14 protein-coding genes are annotated in these 18,363 nt (G+C 58.6%); 4 read left to right on the top strand and 10 right to left on the bottom strand.

Annotation, left to right across the window (positions count from 1 at the left end):
• Positions 1–38: 38 nt before the first annotated feature.
• The 9 genes from bcsC to bcsE are packed head-to-tail and all read right to left on the bottom strand — an operon-like array spanning position 39 to position 13,900.
• Complete coding sequence (gene bcsC, locus AACY07_RS16490; RefSeq protein WP_339476175.1) at positions 39–3,569, bottom strand: cellulose synthase complex outer membrane protein BcsC; 3,531 nt, start codon at positions 3,567–3,569, stop codon at positions 39–41.
• Complete coding sequence (gene bcsZ, locus AACY07_RS16485; RefSeq protein WP_339476173.1) at positions 3,557–4,669, bottom strand: cellulose synthase complex periplasmic endoglucanase BcsZ; 1,113 nt, start codon at positions 4,667–4,669, stop codon at positions 3,557–3,559. The genes bcsC and bcsZ overlap by 13 nt, the downstream gene beginning before the upstream one ends.
• Before the next feature lie 4 nt (positions 4,670–4,673).
• Entirely contained in the window at positions 4,674–7,001 is a 2,328-nt protein-coding gene (bcsB, locus tag AACY07_RS16480) for a cellulose biosynthesis cyclic di-GMP-binding regulatory protein BcsB (RefSeq protein ID WP_339476171.1), read from the bottom strand.
• Entirely contained in the window at positions 6,998–9,601 is a 2,604-nt protein-coding gene (gene bcsA, locus AACY07_RS16475; protein WP_339476169.1) for a UDP-forming cellulose synthase catalytic subunit, read from the bottom strand. Before bcsA ends, bcsB begins: the two co-directional genes overlap by 4 nt.
• Positions 9,598–10,320, bottom strand: coding sequence for a cellulose biosynthesis protein BcsQ (gene bcsQ, locus AACY07_RS16470; protein WP_339476167.1), 723 nt, complete (start codon positions 10,318–10,320; stop codon positions 9,598–9,600). Before bcsQ ends, bcsA begins: the two co-directional genes overlap by 4 nt.
• The gene (gene bcsR, locus AACY07_RS16465; RefSeq protein ID WP_133078079.1) at positions 10,317–10,553 is read right to left on the bottom strand and encodes a cellulose biosynthesis protein BcsR; all 237 of its coding nucleotides are present in this window, start codon (positions 10,551–10,553) and stop codon (positions 10,317–10,319) included. Before bcsR ends, bcsQ begins: the two co-directional genes overlap by 4 nt.
• A complete protein-coding gene (gene bcsG / locus AACY07_RS16460; RefSeq protein ID WP_339476165.1) occupies positions 10,523–12,169 on the bottom strand; it encodes a cellulose biosynthesis protein BcsG in 1,647 nt (548 codons plus the stop codon). Before bcsG ends, bcsR begins: the two co-directional genes overlap by 31 nt.
• Entirely contained in the window at positions 12,156–12,356 is a 201-nt protein-coding gene (gene bcsF, locus AACY07_RS16455; RefSeq protein ID WP_133078081.1) for a cellulose biosynthesis protein BcsF, read from the bottom strand. The genes bcsG and bcsF overlap by 14 nt, the downstream gene beginning before the upstream one ends.
• Positions 12,353–13,900: a cellulose biosynthesis protein BcsE gene (bcsE, locus tag AACY07_RS16450; protein WP_339476161.1), complete on the bottom strand. Its 1,548-nt coding sequence runs from the start codon at positions 13,898–13,900 to the stop codon at positions 12,353–12,355. Before bcsE ends, bcsF begins: the two co-directional genes overlap by 4 nt.
• A 541-nt stretch (positions 13,901–14,441) precedes the next feature.
• Here bcsE and AACY07_RS16445 point away from each other — a divergent pair.
• The 4 genes from AACY07_RS16445 to AACY07_RS16430 all read left to right on the top strand — a co-directional run bounded on the left by AACY07_RS16445 (position 14,442) and on the right by AACY07_RS16430 (position 16,466).
• Positions 14,442–14,678: a YdcH family protein gene (locus tag AACY07_RS16445; protein ID WP_019822745.1), complete on the top strand. Its 237-nt coding sequence runs from the start codon at positions 14,442–14,444 to the stop codon at positions 14,676–14,678.
• 26 nt (positions 14,679–14,704) lie between these two features.
• Positions 14,705–15,001, top strand: a complete 297-nt coding sequence (locus AACY07_RS16440; RefSeq protein WP_219261873.1) for a putative quinol monooxygenase — start codon at positions 14,705–14,707, stop codon at positions 14,999–15,001.
• A 164-nt stretch (positions 15,002–15,165) separates the two neighbouring features.
• Positions 15,166–15,723: an Hcp family type VI secretion system effector gene (locus AACY07_RS16435; protein WP_339476158.1), complete on the top strand. Its 558-nt coding sequence runs from the start codon at positions 15,166–15,168 to the stop codon at positions 15,721–15,723.
• Positions 15,720–16,466 (top strand): hypothetical protein, encoded by a 747-nt coding sequence (locus AACY07_RS16430; protein WP_339476156.1) that lies wholly within the window; start codon positions 15,720–15,722, stop codon positions 16,464–16,466. The genes AACY07_RS16435 and AACY07_RS16430 overlap by 4 nt, the downstream gene beginning before the upstream one ends.
• Before the next feature lie 119 nt (positions 16,467–16,585).
• Here the strand turns inward: AACY07_RS16430 and AACY07_RS16425 are convergent, their stop codons facing one another.
• Complete coding sequence (locus AACY07_RS16425; RefSeq protein WP_339476153.1) at positions 16,586–18,358, bottom strand: acyl-CoA dehydrogenase C-terminal domain-containing protein; 1,773 nt, start codon at positions 18,356–18,358, stop codon at positions 16,586–16,588.
• Positions 18,359–18,363: the final 5 nt, after the last annotated feature.

Genomic DNA, 18,363 nt, shown 5'->3' with positions numbered 1-18,363 from the left:
CTCGGCAGCGACTACGGGTTTCGCGTTACGCGATGTTGTTAACGGAAGTCGGCATACGGAATCAACGGCTGTACCGGCAATGGCAAGTTGCCCTGCCAGACGTCGAAGGTATAACGCAGGTAGAGCATCGCCCGACTCGGTGCGTAGCTGTCACTGTGCTGATAGAGCAAACCGCCTCCCAACACCAGATGGTCCGACAGCCTGCGTTCCACCAGCCCTTGCAGGCGGTAGCCGATACCCGTACTGCTGCCGCCCGACGTCTGGCCCAGGCCGTCGGCCAGCTGGAAGCCTCGCTCGTCCAGTCCCTGGATCAACTTGTCATTCAGCCCGCTGAGTGGATAAAGGTCATTGGCGTCAGTCTTGGCATACGACCAGCTCACCGAGCTTTCCAGGGCCACCGACCAGTTGGCGGTACGGAACGCATAGTTCAGCGGCACGCCAATCGAATAGTACTTCTGCGGGCTGTAGTAACCGCCCTGGCCCAGGGTGTACTCACTCAAGTCCTTGTCATACCCCCAGTACATCAGCGTCAGACCGGTGCGCATACGTTCGTCGGCGCGTTCGACCAAACGATAGTAGTAACCGGCCATGGCCGTGCTCTTGTGGTTGTCTTCTACGTTCTTGCCGCGCAACCAGTGCTGGCCGAAGCTGGCCCATACGCCGTCCACGCCACCTTCGTCGTGGCTCAGGCTCAAGGTCAGGCCGTTGGAGGTGACACCGCCCCAGGTAATCCCTGTATTGGGGTCTGTGGCACCGGCATAGGACAGGATCGAGTTGCTCAAGGGACGACGCGAGCCGGTCAGGGTCCAGCCCACGGACTCGAACTTGCTGCTGTAGGCCACGCCGCCCAGCCAGTTGGGCACTTTGAAGTTATCTGGCGTGCGACCGATGTCGACATTCCAGACTTCGTTCTTCCAGCCAGCGGCCATCATGGTGCCGTTGACCGACTGGGAACTGTCTTCGCAACCTGACAAGTCGGGGCTGGTGGTGCCCTTGACGTTGTATTTCACGGCGCAGGTACCGTAATTTTCGCGAACCAGCCCGTCGGGATCGGCACTGAATTTACCCGCATCCATATTCAGCTGTTCTGCACGTAAAAAGCCGGTGCCATCCGCCACTGGCAGGTCCAGTTGCAGGATGGTGGTGCGGGTATCCGTATCTGATGTACCGGCAGAGGCGTTGTCCGAGCGCCACCCGTAATCGGTGTACAGGTGGACCGTAGGATTTTGCCGCTGGTACAGCTCATCCACGTCGCTGCGCAGGCTACGTGCCAGCCACTGATCATCGTCCTTCTCGCGACTGGCCATGGTCATTGCGCGGTTGTCGCGAGGGTTGGCCTGCTCAGGGGTAATCAGGCCTGCGGCAGCCATACTCTTGGCGTAGTAATCCAGTGCCTGTTGCGGCTCCTTGACCGACATCAGCCGCGCCGCATCGCGGTACACCAGCGGATCGGCCTGGGGGGACTTGAGCAGCTGCGCGTAGATGGCCCGGGCTTTGTCGGGCTCACCCACGGCGACCCAGGCATTGGCCACCCGTCGTTGTTCGGAAGAGGTCAATACGGTGCCGGGGGCCGGATTGAACTGTGCCAGTTGTTGCCGGGCTGCAGGCAGTTGCCGGTTGGCAATCAGGGTTTCGATTTGCCCCAGTCGTGCCCCGGTATTGCCGGGATCCTTCTTCAGCACCTGGCCATACAGGCTTTGCGCTTGCTCGAAGTCGCCGCGCTCCTGGGCCCAGCCGGCGACGGTCATCAGGTCGTCGCTATCGCTGGTTTGCATCAACAGGGCAATGGCTTGCGGTTCATGACCTTCTGCGCGCAGGCGTTCGGCGCGGGCAACCAGTACGTTGCGCTGCAGGCGTGAGTCGAGCTCACGCATGGAGTCGGTCCATTGCGCCTTGGGCAATTTCTCCAGCGCGCTCAGGGCGCTGGCATCGCGGTCGGTGTTCGACAAATAAAGTGCGTAGGCGTAAATGGCTTCCGGGTTTCGCCCCTGGCGGGTCATCAACTGCTTGAAGCTGTCATCGGCTGCGCCAGGCTGGTTGATCTCGCGCTGGGCATTGGCCAGGCGGTAAGTCACCCAGGGTTCATCAGGGCTCAGGTTGCGGATCTTGCTCAGCAATGCGGCCACTTGCGGCCAGTCCTTGCGCTCGGTAGCCGCATCGGCCTGCTGGTTCAGTTCGTCCAGCTCCATGCTCTGGCGCAGCCCGGAGAATTCCTTCTGGCTGGAGGCGGGCAGGCCATTGAGAAATGCCTTGGCCTTTTGCGGGTCCTGGGCGCTGTACAAGCGAACCAGCCCCCTGACGGCGCTGCCATTACCCGGTTCCAGGCGACGGGCCTGCAACAGCAAGGCTTCCGCCTGGATATCGTCATGCTCGGCCTGTGCAACGCTGGCCAGGCCAATGAGTGGGTCGGCATCGGCGGGCTTGGTCTTGCGGGCCTGAGAAAATGCATTACGTGCCGCTGGCAGGTTCTTTTGCTCAAGGGCTTTGTCACCCTGGCTGAGCAACATGCGGTAGCGGCTGGCGTCCATCAGGTCCTGCCACTTGCTGATGTTGGAGGTGTCTTGCTCCTTGGTTCGCGCCGTGGAAAAGCTGGTGTTGGCTTCGGCATAGCGGCCCTGACGAAACAGTGCCATGCCCAGGGCACCGTAGAGGGTCGGATCGTCCGGGTATTGCTTGAGGGCTTGGCGCAATTGCCCTTCAGCGGCCACCGGATTGCGCGACTGATCAATCATCTGCTTGCCTTGAGCCCCCGCATTCCACGCCGGGTCGCCAAGCAAACGCTGCTGTTGTTGCAGGTTCTTGTTGGCCTCACCGATCAGTGGAGAGTTGGGGTAGCGGGCGATAAACCCCTGCCAGGCCTGGGCCGTAGTGCGATCGACGGGTAATGTACCGAGGTAGGTGTACTCACGCTCTGCGGCGGCGTTACTGGCAATCGGGTCGCTGGACAGTTCTTGCAGGACCACCAGGGCTTCTGGCGCCCTTTTTTCCCGAAACAGCAAGTCGGCCAGGGTTTGGCGCAGCCCGGCATTGCCCGGGTATTGCTTATCCAGAGCCCGCAGTTGATCGATTACTTGAGGATGCTGGCCCGGGATATTGCTGCGGATACGCAGGTACTCCAGCGCCGTGGCGAAATCGGGTGGTGCATTGCCAAACAGTCGCTCGAAGATTGCAGCGGCCTCTTCAGGTCGGCCAGCGGCTGCAAACAGGCGCGCCTGCTGCAGGTCTTTTAGGCTTTGCGGGTCTTGCAACTTCATCAGGCTCTGGGCCTGGCGCAGCGCCGCTGAATCGGGAGCAACGCTTTGCAATTGCGCCAGACGCTGGCGGGCCAGATCCGGATTCTTGTCCAGCAATGCCTGGCGTATAGACGCGACCAGCGCCTGCGGGTCGTTGGGGGCGATCAATTGCAGCCGTGCCAGTGAGGCGCGTACCAGATCTTCCCGGTACATGGCTTCACCGATACGTACCTGCTCCAGTAGCCACTGTTGCTGTTCCTGCACCGTGGTCGGTTGTGCAATGGCTGCAGTGGACAATCCACCGAGCAGGAACGCCCACGTTGTTATTTTTGGCATGTCTTGATCCACGAAGGTAAAAGCTGCCCATCCTTGTCAAAGCGATAGCGTTCTTCATCCCAGCCCTGGCCAAACAGCAGCAGCGACTGGTTGTAATAAGCATCCGCCGCAGGCGGTTGTTGCTGGATCCGTGCCTGTTGTACGGCCAGTGCGGGGGAGTCCAGGCTTGCCAGTAACGGCAGCATGGCGGCGGAAAAACCCACCGGACCCGTTCCGGTGTATTTACCGGTCACTGCATTCACGCTTTCCGGCGGATAGCCCAGGGTTTGAGTCAGCTTGGCCATCGGCGCAAAGTGCTGTTGCAGGACCTGACGGTTGGCCGCGTCCGGAGCCAGCATGCCGACCCACAGGTAGACGCGAATGGCATCGTAGTCGCCCTGGGAGCCGTCCTTGGTGTCGGGAGCCCAGCCACCACCGGCTTTCCATAACAGCCAGTCGGGGGCAAAACCTTTGGGTGAAGTCTCTATCAACATGCGTTGCTGATTGTTTGCCAGCTCAGCCCATATCGGTGAAATCCGCGCAAAGCGTGCCAACAGTTGCGGTGGCAGGTAGCTGGGGTTCAGGCGCCAGCCTTTGGGGCTGTCGAACCCCACATCGCCGGGCAATAGCATCAGGCCCAGGCCGGGCATTTTGCGCAGGCTTTGGGCCGCACTGCGCCAGAGGATGTTTTGCCCCAGCGCGACGTACTCGGGCCACTGCCACAGGCGTCCGGCTTCAAGCAGGCTGTAGGCGATCCACAGATCGGCATCGCTGGCATTGTTGCTGTCCAGGATGTGCCACTGGCCGCTTTTGTCGCGCCCCCATTGCCAGGCAGGCAGATGACCTTCAAGGCTGCCATCTGCCAGGTTATTGCGGGTCCATTCGAGAATCGAGGCGAAGCTTTTCCTGTCGTTGGCCAGCAAGGCAAAAAACAGCCCGTAACTCTGGCCTTCCGACGTTGTGATCAACTGCGTCGACGAGGCATCGATGATGCGCCCGTCGCTGCTCATCATGGTTTTCTTGTAACTGTCCCAGGCGGGCCAGTCACAGGATGCCGCACTCGCCACCAGGGGAAGACAACCCAAGGTCGAAGTCAGGGCGAGTGCCGCCAGTCGTTTCATGGCCTTAGTCATCCTTGTGCAGACGACGGTTGGCCGCCCAGCTCAGGGCACGCCACAGCAGGAAGGCGCTGAGCAGAACGCTGATCACGGCCAGTATGGCCAGCAATACCGGGTGCTCTGACAGCTGGTACCACAACAGCAGGTACCACGGCAGGTTGCCGACAAAGTATTGATCACCGACCAGTTGGCTGTAGACGCCGCTGCTGCGAACCAGTGCCACAGAGCCTGCCACCGCGTCCAGCTTGCCGCTGTCGCCCAAGGCCTCGCGCAGCAGGTTGTAGTCGGCATCCTCATTGCCCAGCAATGCGACGATGCTGCGCTGATTGTGGGTAGGTGACTGCATGCCCAACATGGCCGCAATCGGTGCCTGGGCTGTAACTTCGGTTTTGTTGGCCGGTGTGTTGCGACCGTCGGTTGATGGCCCGCGGCGGTTGTTGGCATCAATGCCAGTGGTGCCGTAAGGCTGCACCAGCATGTCGTGCTGACGTTGCAGCAGCACGCTCATGTCCGGGTTGTCGCGCAACTCCGGCGCCATCTCGCCCAGTAACAGCAAGTCGACATCTTCCTTGGACGCCGACGCCCAGTCATCGCTCAGGCGCACACCAAAGGCCGGGTAGCCGGAGCGGGCAGAAATGCCGGATACCGCTTCAAGCAGGGTGCTGATTTGTGTTGGCGAAGCGTTGCTTGGAACCACCACGATGGATTCGGACATGTCGGCCATGCGGCTGAACGGGAAGCCGCTGCGCACAAATGCCTTGAGGTCCGGCATGCTGATGTAGTGGTGATAGCCGGACATGTCGATGGTGGAATCTTCATCGATGATGGCCTGGGTGTTGGCCGGCAGGATGGTCTGGCAGCGATCACGCTGGGAACTGCCCACGGTGCTGGCAAAGTTGAAATCGAAACGCAGGCGGTTGCGGTCGCCAATTTTCAGCGAGGGTACGATCAGCTTTTCATTGACGTTTGCGGTGTCATTGGACAGCACTGCCAAGCGCAGCTCTTCCAGGTTGCTGGTGTCTTTGCGCAGCAACGGCAGGCTGGTGATGAACTGGTCGTTGAGGCTGATATTGAGGCGTGAATCATCATTGGCCGACGGTGCGGTGTAGCGGTATTGAGTGCGCAGCGGGATACCCTGGTTGCGCCACACGAAAAGATCGGGTGGCAGGTTTACATCCAGGGTGATGGGGCGCGGCTGCAACCCGCTGACCTGCAATTGTTGCGGGTAGGTAATCAGCTCGGCAAAACGCACTGGCCGGTCGGTCCGCATCCAGGCCGGAGCATCGTAGGGTTTGCGTGGCTGCAGTTCCTGAACCTTGTCGATGGTGACGCGCGAACCGCGCAGCAAATTACCGCCCAGGGCCAGTGCCTTGGCAGCAGTGGTCAGGTCTTCTTCGTTGCGGCCCATGATCAGCAGGACTTTGCTATACGGCGCATCCGGGTGATCGATCATTTCGACCACAGGCGCCGTCACGGCCGGGAATTTTTCCAGGTCGCTCATGAAAGCCGGACGGTGATCGTTCGTGGCGAAGACCACGGTCGGTTGCACTGCATCCTTGTTCTGTACCCCTGGCAGCGTATCGAACGACACCGGGAAACTTGCGCCACGCCAGTTGGACTGACTGCCAAAGTAAGAGGCCAGGATCGTGGCCGCTTTCTGTTCACCCAGCGTCGGGTTGGCGGCGAACACAAATGGCAGTTCCAGCTTGCTGTTGTTGCGTGGATCAAAGAACGGCAGCGGGAAGAACGCCAGGTCGTTTTGCAGGCTCAGGGCCTGTTCTTGCAAGGTAATAGCGCTACCGCGGCTGATATTGACCCACAACGTGTTGTTGGCCGGGTCTTCACAGATATCGGTGTAATGACCGACAAACTCCAGCCGCAGGCGGTTGAAGTCCGAAATCAGCCGTGGATCAAGGGCTATTTTCTGCGTGGTTTTGCGCCCCAGCTGGTCTTTCTCAATCGGCAGAACGCCCATCAGCACATCGTTGAGGTACACCCGGATATGCGAAAGCGTCGGGATCAATGCAGGTGAGGGCGTGTAGTCCAGTTGCAGGCTGGCATCGCTGGCAATCCGGTCGCGACGCAGGCTGAACTCCACCACGTCTGAGCTGTTGATCCCCAGCAGCAGGGAGTCCGTGGCTCGCCCCAACTGTTCGAATGAGTAGGTGACTGGCCAGCTTGGCAGCACCTGATCCGTCTGGGCGACCGCCGGCTTGGGCAGTGGAGCGGGCACAGGTGAATTGCCAGGTAAAGGCAAAGGGGCCGACATAAGCTGCGAGGCGAAGGTCATCAGCGCGAGGCTGGCGAAGATAGCTTTTTTAGATAGACGACTCATGATCTGCTCACTGGCCGGGAGATAAGGGGGGTAGGTGCTTCGGGCATGCGCGGCAAAAAGCTGCCCAGCCACTGAAAAATGAGCAAAAACGGTTTCGCGATGACGCGTATCCACTTGGGCAGGTATTCATAAAGGCGGTAATAGCCTTTGACGCCCAGGGCCAGAATCTCCTTGAGACTCTGGATCGGCTTGTCAGCTTCAAACCCGCTATTGTGGTCAAGCCAGGCATCGGCGCGGCCAAAGGTGCACTGCACGAACTCGATCTTTTGTTCAGGCGGCAACTGGGCAAAGCTCAAGCCGATAAACCGGTCGCTGGAACGGGTCAGGTTGCCGGTGAACACAAACTCTCGGTTGCCCCGCTGAAGGATCAGCGACACCTGTGTGCCGACGGGCAGTTGCAGGGCCTGGCTCACTTGCAGGCCGACGCCACCGTCCGAGTAGTCCACCAGTTCACACGGGTAGCTGTGCCCGTCGGACAATCTGATGGCCCCTGGCAAACGGGCGAGCACACGGTGCGTGGTGCGCACCTGGCGCACCTCGGCCGCAACGGCAACCGCAGCACCAATGATCAGCAGGTTGTAAATCACCCACAGCACACTGACGAGGATCGTGAAGATCTCATCCTTTGGCCCGGTAAAGAGGCGCCAGACGGCAAACCCCAGGCCGACCACGTTGAGCACCGACAGCACCAGATACGGTTTGGCGGTCTGCCAGTCGAACTGGTTTTCTTCCATCATGCCGCCCTTGGCGGTCACGTTGAACTTGCCCCGCGACGGGCTGAACAATGCCACGGTGGTCGGTCGTGCGATGTACCAGGCCAGCACGGTCTCGTACACCTCGCCCCAGAAAGTCTGGCGGTAGGCGCCTTGCATCCGTGAGTTGGTGAGGCTGGCGTGGATCATGTGCGGCAACACGTACAGCAGGATCATCACCGCCGGGGCGTAGATGATGTAGGCGTGCAGCAACAGGAAGGCCAGGGGCGCAGTGAGGAACACCAGCCGTGGCAACCCCACCAGGAAGTGCATCATGGCGTTGGTGTAGCAGATGCGCTGGAAGATGGTCAGGCCCTTGCCCAGCAGCGGGTTGTCGGTGCGGAAAATCTGCACCATGCCCCGTGCCCAGCGGATGCGCTGGCCGATATGCGCCGACAGGCTCTCGGTTGCCAGGCCTGCTGCCTGCGGGATGCGCAGATAGGCCGAGGTCCAGCCGTTGCGGTGCAGACGCAAGGCGGTGTGGGCATCTTCGGTCACGGTCTCGACCGCGAACCCGCCAATGGAGTCAATCGCAGTACGGCGCACGATGGCGCAGGAGCCGCAGAAAAACGCAGCGTTCCACATGTCGTTACCGTCCTGGATCAAACCGTAAAACAGCTCGCCTTCGTTGGGGCGGTTACGGAAGGTACCCAGGTTGCGCTCAAATGGATCAGGTGACAGGAAGTGGTGCGGGGTCTGTACCAGCGCCAGGGTCGGGTCACGCAGGAACCAGCCAACCGTCAACTGCAGGAAGGAGCGGGCAGGCATGTGGTCGCAGTCAAAAATCGCCACCAGATCGCCGTCGATCAAGGTCAGTGCATGATTGAGGTTACCGGCCTTGGCGTGGCGGTTGTCGGTCCGGGCGATGTAGTTGATGCCCACCTCTTCGGCGAATGCCTTGAAGCTTGGACGGTTGCCGTCATCGAGCAGGTGAATGCGCAGTTTGTCTTTCGGCCAGTCGATACCAAGCGCGGCGTACACCGTGCCACGGGTTACGGACAGCTCTTCGTTGTACGTCGGAATCAACAGGTCGACGACCGGCCATTGCTCCATGTCGGCGGGCAATTGCGCCGGTTGGCGATTGAGCGGCCATGAGGTTTGCACATAGCCCAGCAACAGGATCAGCCAGGAGTAGGTCTCGGCGATCAGCAGAATCAGGCCGCAGATCAGATCCAGATTGTCGTTCCAGTTCAGGGTCGAGGTGTACCGCCACCACAGGTAGCGGCACGAAACGATGATCGACAATACGATCAGCAACAAGGTCGGAAAGCGTCCCGGCATGCGGCGCACCAGCATTGCCAGTACCCACAACAGGATCACGAACACCAGTTGCGCCAGATAACCGAAAGGCTCGGTGATACACAGCACAATCAAGGCCAGTGCGATGATGCCAATGCCGATGTAGAGCACCTTGCGCAGAGGCCATTGCATGGTGTTCCACCAGTGGGAGCCTTTGCTGACCTGCGGGCTGATCGCCGTGGGTAAATGGGCAAAGGAATTGGACAGCAGGTTCCACGGACGCTGGACAATATTGAGCACCACCGACACCCAGGAGCCCAGACGTTGACGGAAACGCTGGCGGCCGATCTGGTTCAGGTTCGGCGTACGCACCAGCAGCAGCCACACGGTTTGCACGACGTAACGCAACGGGTCGCCAATGGTAGATCGCTTCTGGGCGAGGTGCGGATACAGGCGTCTGTGCTGATCACGCAAGGCTTTCCAGCTGCGCGACTCAAGGCGCAGGAAGATCCACCCCAGGGCCTGGATCAGCGCCAGAATAAAGGCCGTGAACCGGGTGCAGTTCTGCTCACGCCGCAAGCGTGTGTAGGGGAACCAGTGCGCAATCATTCAGCCCTCCTGCCACGAAGCAGGCACCAACTGGCCAGGCTGATGACATCCAGTGCAATCAGGCTGGTGGGTGCATAGCGGCCAGCGGGCTCGCTTCTGGCCAGGGCTTCACCCATGGCTTCGTCTGCGTGCAGGTTCACAGGCACCAGTGCCTGGGCATAGCGGTGCTGCCAGATCAGCAGCAGATCCCGTTGCAGCTGGCTGGCGGCATCGAAACGGTTGACCAGAAACAGTGGCGTTTGGGCCAGTTGCGGTTGCAACAGTACGTGGCAGGCGGCGTCGGCGTTGAGCACCATGATTGAAATACTGCAGTGCGGGTTGGCCATGTGGCCTGGCAAGCGCTGCGGCAGATCGAACAGTATCCAGTCAAAGGCATCGGTCAGCGCGGCCTGGCGCTGGCTCCAGAGTTGTGGCTGCTCAAGCAGCAGGCCGTCGAGCTGGATGAATTCGACCGGTTGCAGTTGCCCGTAGGGCAGCACGCACAGGCCGGGCTCTACACACCATGCATGCTCATGCCAGGGTTGCTGATCCAGAGTCGCCCGGGCCCAGCCCTCGCGGGGTGCCAGGTCCATGTTGAAATGCAGGCCGAGGGAGTTCTCCGGGCACATGTCCACCAGCAGGACCCTCTGGCCCAGCTCATGCAGCGCATGGCCCAGCGCCGCCAGGGTTGAGCTGGTACCCACGCCACCGCGCACGCCACGCAAACTCATGGCAATCATGGGGTGTGCTCCGTGTCTTTATCCAGATCAAGGGGCGGCGTGTGCTGCGCCTCCAGATATGCCAGCAACGGCCAGCGCTCAAAAGCCTGCAACAGCTCCATATGCGCCGACACGTCGATGTATTCCAGGGCGTGCAATTCCATCATCGATTTGAGACGGGCGATATCATCGGCCCGCTCTTTGCGCGAAAGGATATCGGCGCTTATTTGAACCGCTGTGGGTAAGGCAGCCATCCGCCGTTCTCCTTGATTCGCACATAGGGCTTGCCGTTGTAATCAAGCACGACGGTCCCTGAGTTTTCAGATACTTTCGGGGTTTGTGGCAGATCGGTCAGCAATCTGGACCAGTCCACGGTCTGGCCATTGCTCAGTGCCGGGTCGGCATACAGGCGCGCAATGATTTCGGCGACCGCCAGGTAGCTGCTTGGCTCGCTGATATGGACGGGCGAGGATTGGCCGTTGTCGCCCATGTTGATCAGCTTGATGCCAACCGGTACGTGGGTGATCGAGTCGCTCGGGATTTCGCGCATCCCGGCAATCTGCATGCGGTCACCATGCAGCGCGGCACCATGTTCGGGAACGATGGCCACCACCACGCGACGTCCACTTTTTTGCAGTTCCTTGAGGAACGCATTGAGGTCGTCGAGCAGGACCTGTGCGCGGCTGCTGTAGTCAGCTGGCTGGGTACCGCCATCGGACTGCACTTGCCGGTTGCCGTCATGCAGGCTGGTGGTGTTGTAGAACAGCGCCATGTTGGGCGCGTCTTCGGCCATGCGGTGTTGCCACCACTTGCTCAATACATCGCGGTCGCGCCAGATAGGCGAGCCATCAAAACCTACGTACGTTCTTGGCAGGCCTGCAGGGACTACGCCCAGTGCCGGAGGCGGCAGTTGGCCTTGCTCGCGGACTTCCTGGAGGAAGCCGTCGAATGCGCCCGTGTGGTTGAGCATCAACTCGTCGGAGAAACCCAGCTTGCGCAAGTCATCGAACAACAGGCATTGATCTGCCGGTTGCTTGTAGAGCTGTGCATGGGAGGTCTGGCCGCAACTGGCGCGCATCAAACGGATGGCTGCCGGGCCGCTATAGGCGGTGGCCGAGTTGAAGTTGTCGAAAATCACGTCCATCTGACTGAACAGGGTGTTATCGCGCAAACCCACGGCTTCCAGATCATCCCAGGCCATGGAGCAGATGTTGATCACCAGCAGGTCAAAAGGCGGTGGCTTGACGGCAGGCTCCTTGAAGTCGACTTTGCGGGTCGATTCAGTGAGGTAAAACTTGTCCAGATAACCATTGAGCGTGGCGTCGTCCGGCTCGCCCACACTGCTGGTTTGCCCGCCGGTTACGGCTTGAGTGCCGGCCATTTGTGGCGCGACCGAAGGGGGCAGCAGCCATTGCAGGTTACCCATGCCCAGCCAGGCAAAACCCAGCAGGGTGAAGGTCGTCAGGCGCAGCCACTGATTGAGGAACAGGTAGCCCACGATCAACAGCAGCAACATGGCGCACACTTGCCAGTCGATGAATCGCCCCAGCAACTCGACCACGTAGTCAAAGGAGAAATCCAGTACCCCGGGCTGTGCCAGTAACCGGGAGAAGGGCGGGAACCAGGTGTCCTGATACAACAGCGCCACGGCCACCGGGATCGCAATCAGGGTGCGCGCACGGCGCAGCACAGGGTTGGCGATCGGGATCAGCAACACCACCGCAAAAATCAGGTTGGGCAATATCTGGAGATTCAGGTGCCCTGTCCAGGCCAGCAGGAACTTGGCCAGGAAATACAGGTTCCAGGCTCCCAGGCCGCGCCAGGGTCCGGCAATTTTTTGCGCCGGTGCGTCAGACTTAAACAGACTCATCAGGCGTTCTCTGAGCAGGGCTGGCAGGCATGCGACGTCTGACGCCGCACGATTTCATATAGCGAGGTGACAGGTACTGCTCGAAATGCTTTTTCAGGAACATCCGGATGCGCTGCCAGAACAGCGTCAGCAGTATGGTGACCACACAGGTCAATGCAATGACATCGATCAGCTCAAGGAACGTCATGACTGTGGCTCACTGAGAGGAAGCGTGAAACGTTGAGGATTTAGCGGTGCACGCTCACTGACGCCCGGTGTCGGCATGATGGCCGGTGCCTCGACGGGGATATGCAAATGCGCCGGTACCGCCCGGGCCTTTGTGAAGGTCTGCGCAGGCAGGTCGGAAGGCCCGCTCAACATGCGGCGCTGGGTGAACATGTCACGCCAGGGCAGACGACAGATGTTGCCCAGTGCCGGCTCCAGTCCATCTGCACGGCAGGCAAACAGAAACAGGTACAGTTCACCGTCCAGCAGGCAGGCGAAGTCGCCAAAACGACGAAGGCACATCTGGTTCAAAAACAGTTCCTCGGCCAGCCCCGGTACAGGCTCGAACTTCATCAACTGATGGGTCACTTCACCTGAGCTGTCCCTGTAGATCTGCGATACGGCCTCATAAAAGTCATTGGGGCTGACCAGCCCGCGAATCTGAGGCGGGCGCTGACGCTCAAGCAGCGTCTTGAAGTCGATGCTCTGGGTGTATTGCCAGCGTTGGCCCTGAATGCTTTCGATCATGCTCAGGAACCGGGAAAGCAGTGTGCCGTCAGGAACAATCATGTTGGCGCCACACGCCAGCAGCAGGCGCTCGTCGCGATAGCGCACCGAGGGCTCCATTTCACGTACGACGATCTTCAGCTCGGGGCCGCAATGTTCCCGTAAGTCGTGCAGCTGCTGGGCCAGTTCGAGTAGCTGGTAACTGTTGTCGATGCCCACGATTACGGTGGCCGCACGGGCAGAATCGGCGGCTTCAAGCAACGCCTCACGGCCTTCGAACAGGTACCAGTGTTTAGACATCGACGGCGCGCCTTCCAGTACGGTGCGCTCGGCGAGGTACACGTGCTGATCGTCGGCCACCCGTGGCTGGGTATCGACAACCGTTTGCGGAATCAGCGTCAGGGCATTGCCTTTATCGGTGAGCTTGAATTCCTGGCCAGCAGTGACTCCCAGCTCGTTGTGCCAGAAGTGCAATTGGTAGCGCAGATCGCCGTTGAAGCGGTACAGGCGACTTAAACCGGACAGGGTCTGGTTGAGTTGCAGCAATTGGGCATGCAGCAGCGCAGCTTCACCGTGGGTGATCACCAACAGCGTTGCGTTGCGCTCGAGCAGCCAGCCGCGTATGCGCTCGATCCAGCGTTGCAACTGGATGGCCGTAGTCGATTCGGCCCAACTGTTCGAGGGCAGCATCAGCAGGATCTGGCTTGAAGGGAGTATGCCGGCACGGCCAAGATCGCGGGTCAGTGTGGCCAGTCCAGGCTCTATGACTCTCTGGGCGATTTCGAACAGCTTGAGCTTGCCGGGACCGCGATCGGGTGCCATATCGCTGATGATCTGCTGGACCGAACCGGCGCCAGCAATCAGCGTGGCTGGCACGCTTTCGGGTAATGCTTCAAGAAATTGCCTTGCCAGCAGTTTTGCGTCAGTCGAGTGATCGACCGTGACCCAATACAAGCCGCCTGCGCGCAACACAATCTGTTGATCCAGCAATCCGCTGATGGCCAAACTGATATGAACCAAGCGTAAAGTCCCCCCCAGGGAAAAGCATTTGTCGAGGCGTCTGGTACTGTCATCCATTCAAAACAATCACAATCGCCTTTAGGTTTACCCTTTTATGGCGTCAATTGAATGGCTGTCAACATACTACCCAGTAATTCTGGCCGTTTATTGTTATGGGCTTGCTGCCTGCTTCGTCTGTCACAAGCGTAGTACTACAGCTCAGGTTGTGTCGGAAAGTCAGCAGCTTATCACCGGAAATTTATCAAACCCATGATTTGCAGCGTAAAAAAGTCAAAAAAATACCGCTTATGTGAATCAAGTCATTAAATTGGCACATGGATCGCAGGGGTTGACAGGCAAGGGCTGCAGGGCATGCCAGGCAGGTTTTGCTGTGTAAAGTGGCTGAGACGGCGGGGTAGAAGGGGGACTAAAGTGCTCTCCCGGCTTTCTGACGGGCCTTTTGCGTGCTATTGCTTAGGTGGTTCATCGCGAACTGAATACTTTCGATCAGGTTCTCCCTCAGAGCCTGACCCCGTAACCAAGATGTCCATGAGGTGTATCTATGCCAGTCAAGCACGACTTGTTACAGGACTTGGGGCTTACCAAAGAGGCCATCAGCAAGTTTCGCAGCGAAAACCCTCATCTGAATCAGCTGTTTGTGCAGTACGGCGAAAAAGATGCCGAAGTGGTTGAGGCTGAAGCCAACGATGCAATAGGGGTTGCGGATGATGTGCTGCGCAAGCTCAAGGAGCAGCGCCTCCTTATCAAGGATAAAATCGCGCAAATCTTGAGCGCTTAAGTCATCGCACGTTGCAGGAAGTACACATGTCTCAAATCATCAAAATTGTAGCCACATTGCGCGCCAAACCTGGTCATGGCAGAACGGTAGAGCAGGCCCTGCGCGCCTGTGTCGAAGGCTCCCGAGCTGAGCCTGGCTGTCGTTTCTATGACCTGCACGTGGATCGAACCGATCCTGAGTGCTTTGTATTCATTGAAGGCTGGGCGGACATGGAGGCCATTGAGCACCACAAAACCACCCCGCACTATCAGGCGATGGCCCATGCGGTGGGTGATCTGCTGGCCCATCGTGAAGTGTTGCTGCTGGACGAACTGAGCATTTAAGGCTCAGGGGCAATGGTGCAGCACCCTGCGGCGGCCCCTGAACGGGGCCGCCGTTTTTATTGGGTCTGATTTTTACCCGCACTTTTCAAAATCTCGGAAGCGTCCTACAGCCTGTCGATCTCCTGCCCAATAGAATGTCGGGCTGACAAAAAGGAGATGTACCCATGGCGAACCCAGGTTATATGAGTATCAAGGGTGTGGCTCAAGGACTGATTTCAGCAGGCTGCTCAACCCCGGAATCCATCGGCAATAAATACCAGTCAAGCCATACCGACGAAATCATGGTGCTGTCTTACCGCCATAACCTCGCCAATATTGGCACCATCAGCAAGCCCACACACAGCCCGATTGTCATCACCAAAGCCATTGATAAATCCTCCCCGTTACTCGCTCAGGCGCTCTCAAGCAGAGAAGAAATAAACTGCACGATCAGTTTTTACCGCGTGTCTTCCTTTGGCCTGCAGGAAAAGTTCTATTCGGTTTCGATCAATGGCGCAGTCATCGTTGATCTGACGTCCGAGCTGCCCCATGTCGTTTTACAGGGTGACGCCGAGCCACAAGAGCAATTGGCAATTCGTTACCGCGAGATTACCTGGACCCTTGGGGCAGGTACGTTCGTATGTGGGCTGATAGTAGTAGGTGTGGGCTCTTTGACCGCAGGGGCATCCCTTGGATGGGCGGGTGAAAAAGCAGGTGAACTAATTTATGAGGTCTCACAATGAGCCTGAGCATCGCTGACACTATTTTCCTGTGTGGCAGCTTAATCGGTTTAGGGGGCGCGTTTATTTATCTTGGTATTGCGCTCTATATCGCCTACACCAAGATGGATATGATGTTGGCATGTTTTAAAAATAGCCCATATATCATGATTCGAGCACCGATTCTAAATGGTGGGCCTTGGGGGCGATTATTCGTCTTGCGTGAAATTGTTGGCGTACTTCAAGTGCCAGGCTTGTACATACCTGATGGCGACGTATGCCCTGCAGATATCGATCAATTCCCTAAGCAATTAAAAGCGCGACTTATAATGCTTCAACGTGTGGGAGGTTATTTTGCTTGGGAACTAATACTATTATGTATTGTTTTTCGCATCGACTGGGCGTCCATGAAGCCTCTGCGGCTTGGCATCGCCCTCCTTGCAATGGCCGCCATACCCGTGTGGATCGGTCTATGCCTGAGGGTGGCGAGTACACAGACAAACTTTATTGTCATGCACTTTAAAAACAGTTCGGCAATAAAAGCCCGAACAAAATTCAATTCTGGCGGACGCTTTGCAAAGCTGGTCTTTATAGTGGCGCTGTCAGTGATAGTGGCCTGTAGTGTTCTTTTTGTAAGGCGTGGCACACTCGATGCTGCAGAGTTGGAAACCTTGCCGCGACAGCTTAAAGTCAAGCTTTCAGCTTTGTTTGTGTTGATGGTAGTTATCGTCGTGAGTTTTATATTGCTTTACGTGTTCCGTCCGTAATCGTGGCGTGAATGAGATGCTTGAGTGCCTTAATAACTGCACGACCGTAAATAAAGTACAGGGGCAATAGTGCAGTACCCTGCGGCGGCCCTTACAGGCCACCGTTTTATTCCACGGGTTTAAAAGTGAGCGGCATCCAGCTCATACAAGGATTCGCTGCCTGCCCGGATGGTGTGCTCAAGGCTCAACGTGCGCGGCAGCAGGCGACTGAAGTAAAACTGCGCAGTGGCCAGCTTGGCGCTATAGAACGCCGGATCGGCATCCATCGAACGCTGCGCCACATCGGCCATGCGCGCCCAGAGCCAGGCGTATGCCACATACCCGAACAGGTTCAGGTACTCGACGCAGGCGGCGCCAGTTTCGTTGGGGTTGACCTTGGCCCGAGCCTGCAACCAGTCACTGACGTTTTCAAGACGCTGTACCGCGTCGAGCAACTCGCTGGTGTAAGGTTTGCCGGGGCTTTGGGCAAAGTCGCGGATCTGCGCGGTAAACATGCGCAGGCTTGCTCCGCCGTTGGCGATCACTTTACGACCCAGTAAGTCCAGGGCCTGGATCCCGTTGGTGCCTTCATAAATCTGGGCGATGCGCACATCACGGACCAACTGCTCCTGACCCCACTCACGGATGTAGCCGTGGCCACCCAACACTTGCTGCCCCAGCACGCAACTGTCGAACCCGGTATCGGTGAAAAAGGCTTTGGCCACCGGCGTGAGCAAGGACACCAGCGCGCTGGCGTCCTGTTGTTCCCGGGGGTCGGGTGAGAACTTGGCGAGGTCCAGTTGTTGACCCACGTAGCTGGCGAAAGCCCGACCGCCTTCGGTCATGGCCTTCATGCTCAGCAGCATGCGTCGCACATCCGGATGAACAATAATCGGGTCGGCGATTTTTTCAGGTGCCACGGCTCCGGTCGGCGCTCGGCCTTGCAGGCGCTCGCAGGCATAGGCACGGGCACTCTGATAGGAGGCTTCGGCGCAGCCAATGCCCTGAATGCCGATCGACAGCCGTTCGTAATTCATCATGGTGAACATGGCTGCCAGGCCTTTGTTGGCGTCGCCAATCAGCCAGCCCTGTGCACCGTCAAAATTGATCACGCAGGTGGCGGATGCCTTGATCCCCATTTTGTGTTCGATGGAGCCACAGCTCACGGCATTGCCTTGACCCAGGGAGCCATCGTCATTGATCAGTACCTTGGGCACCAGGAACAGCGAAATGCCCCGTGGACCGGCAGGCGCGTCCGGTAGTTTGGCCAGCACCAGGTGAATGATGTTTTCGGTCAGGTCCTGGTCGCCGCCGGTGATGAATATCTTGCTGCCGCTGATACTGAAACTGCCGTCCGGCAGGGGTTCGGCACGGGTACGGATAATGCCGAGGTCGGTACCGGAATGGGCTTCGGTCAAACACATTGAACCGGCCCAGCGACCTTCATACATCGGGGGCAGAAAGATGCGTTTGAGGGCTTCACTGGCGTGGGCATCAATGGCCAGGCAGGCGCCGCTGGTCAATGCCGAGTACAGGGCAAAGCTTGCGTTGGCGCCGTAGAGCATTTCTTCGAATTGCACGGCCAGCATCTTCGGCATGCCAAGCCCGCCGAATTCAGGGTTGCCCGACAAGCCGACCCAGCCGCCTTCGATGTAGGTGTCATAGGCCGACTTGAAGCCCTTGGGGGTCGTCACCTGGCCTGCGTGCCACTGGGCGCCTTGCTCATCGCCACTGCGGTTGAGTGGAGCAATCAACTGGCCGGTGACTTTGGCGGCTTCTTCGAGAATCGCATCGCTGGTATCGGCATCCACATGGTCGGCCAGTGCGGGCAGTCGGGCCCAGAGCGCAGGGGCCTCGAACAGTTCGTGCAGGACAAAGCGCATGTCGCGAAGCGGGGCATTAAATTCAGGCATGTGAA

The sequence above is a fragment of the Pseudomonas sp. RL_5y_Pfl2_69 genome, from assembly GCF_963970465.1.
GTDB lineage: Bacteria > Pseudomonadota > Gammaproteobacteria > Pseudomonadales > Pseudomonadaceae > Aquipseudomonas.
This window is presented reverse-complemented; position numbering and strand designations above follow the sequence as displayed.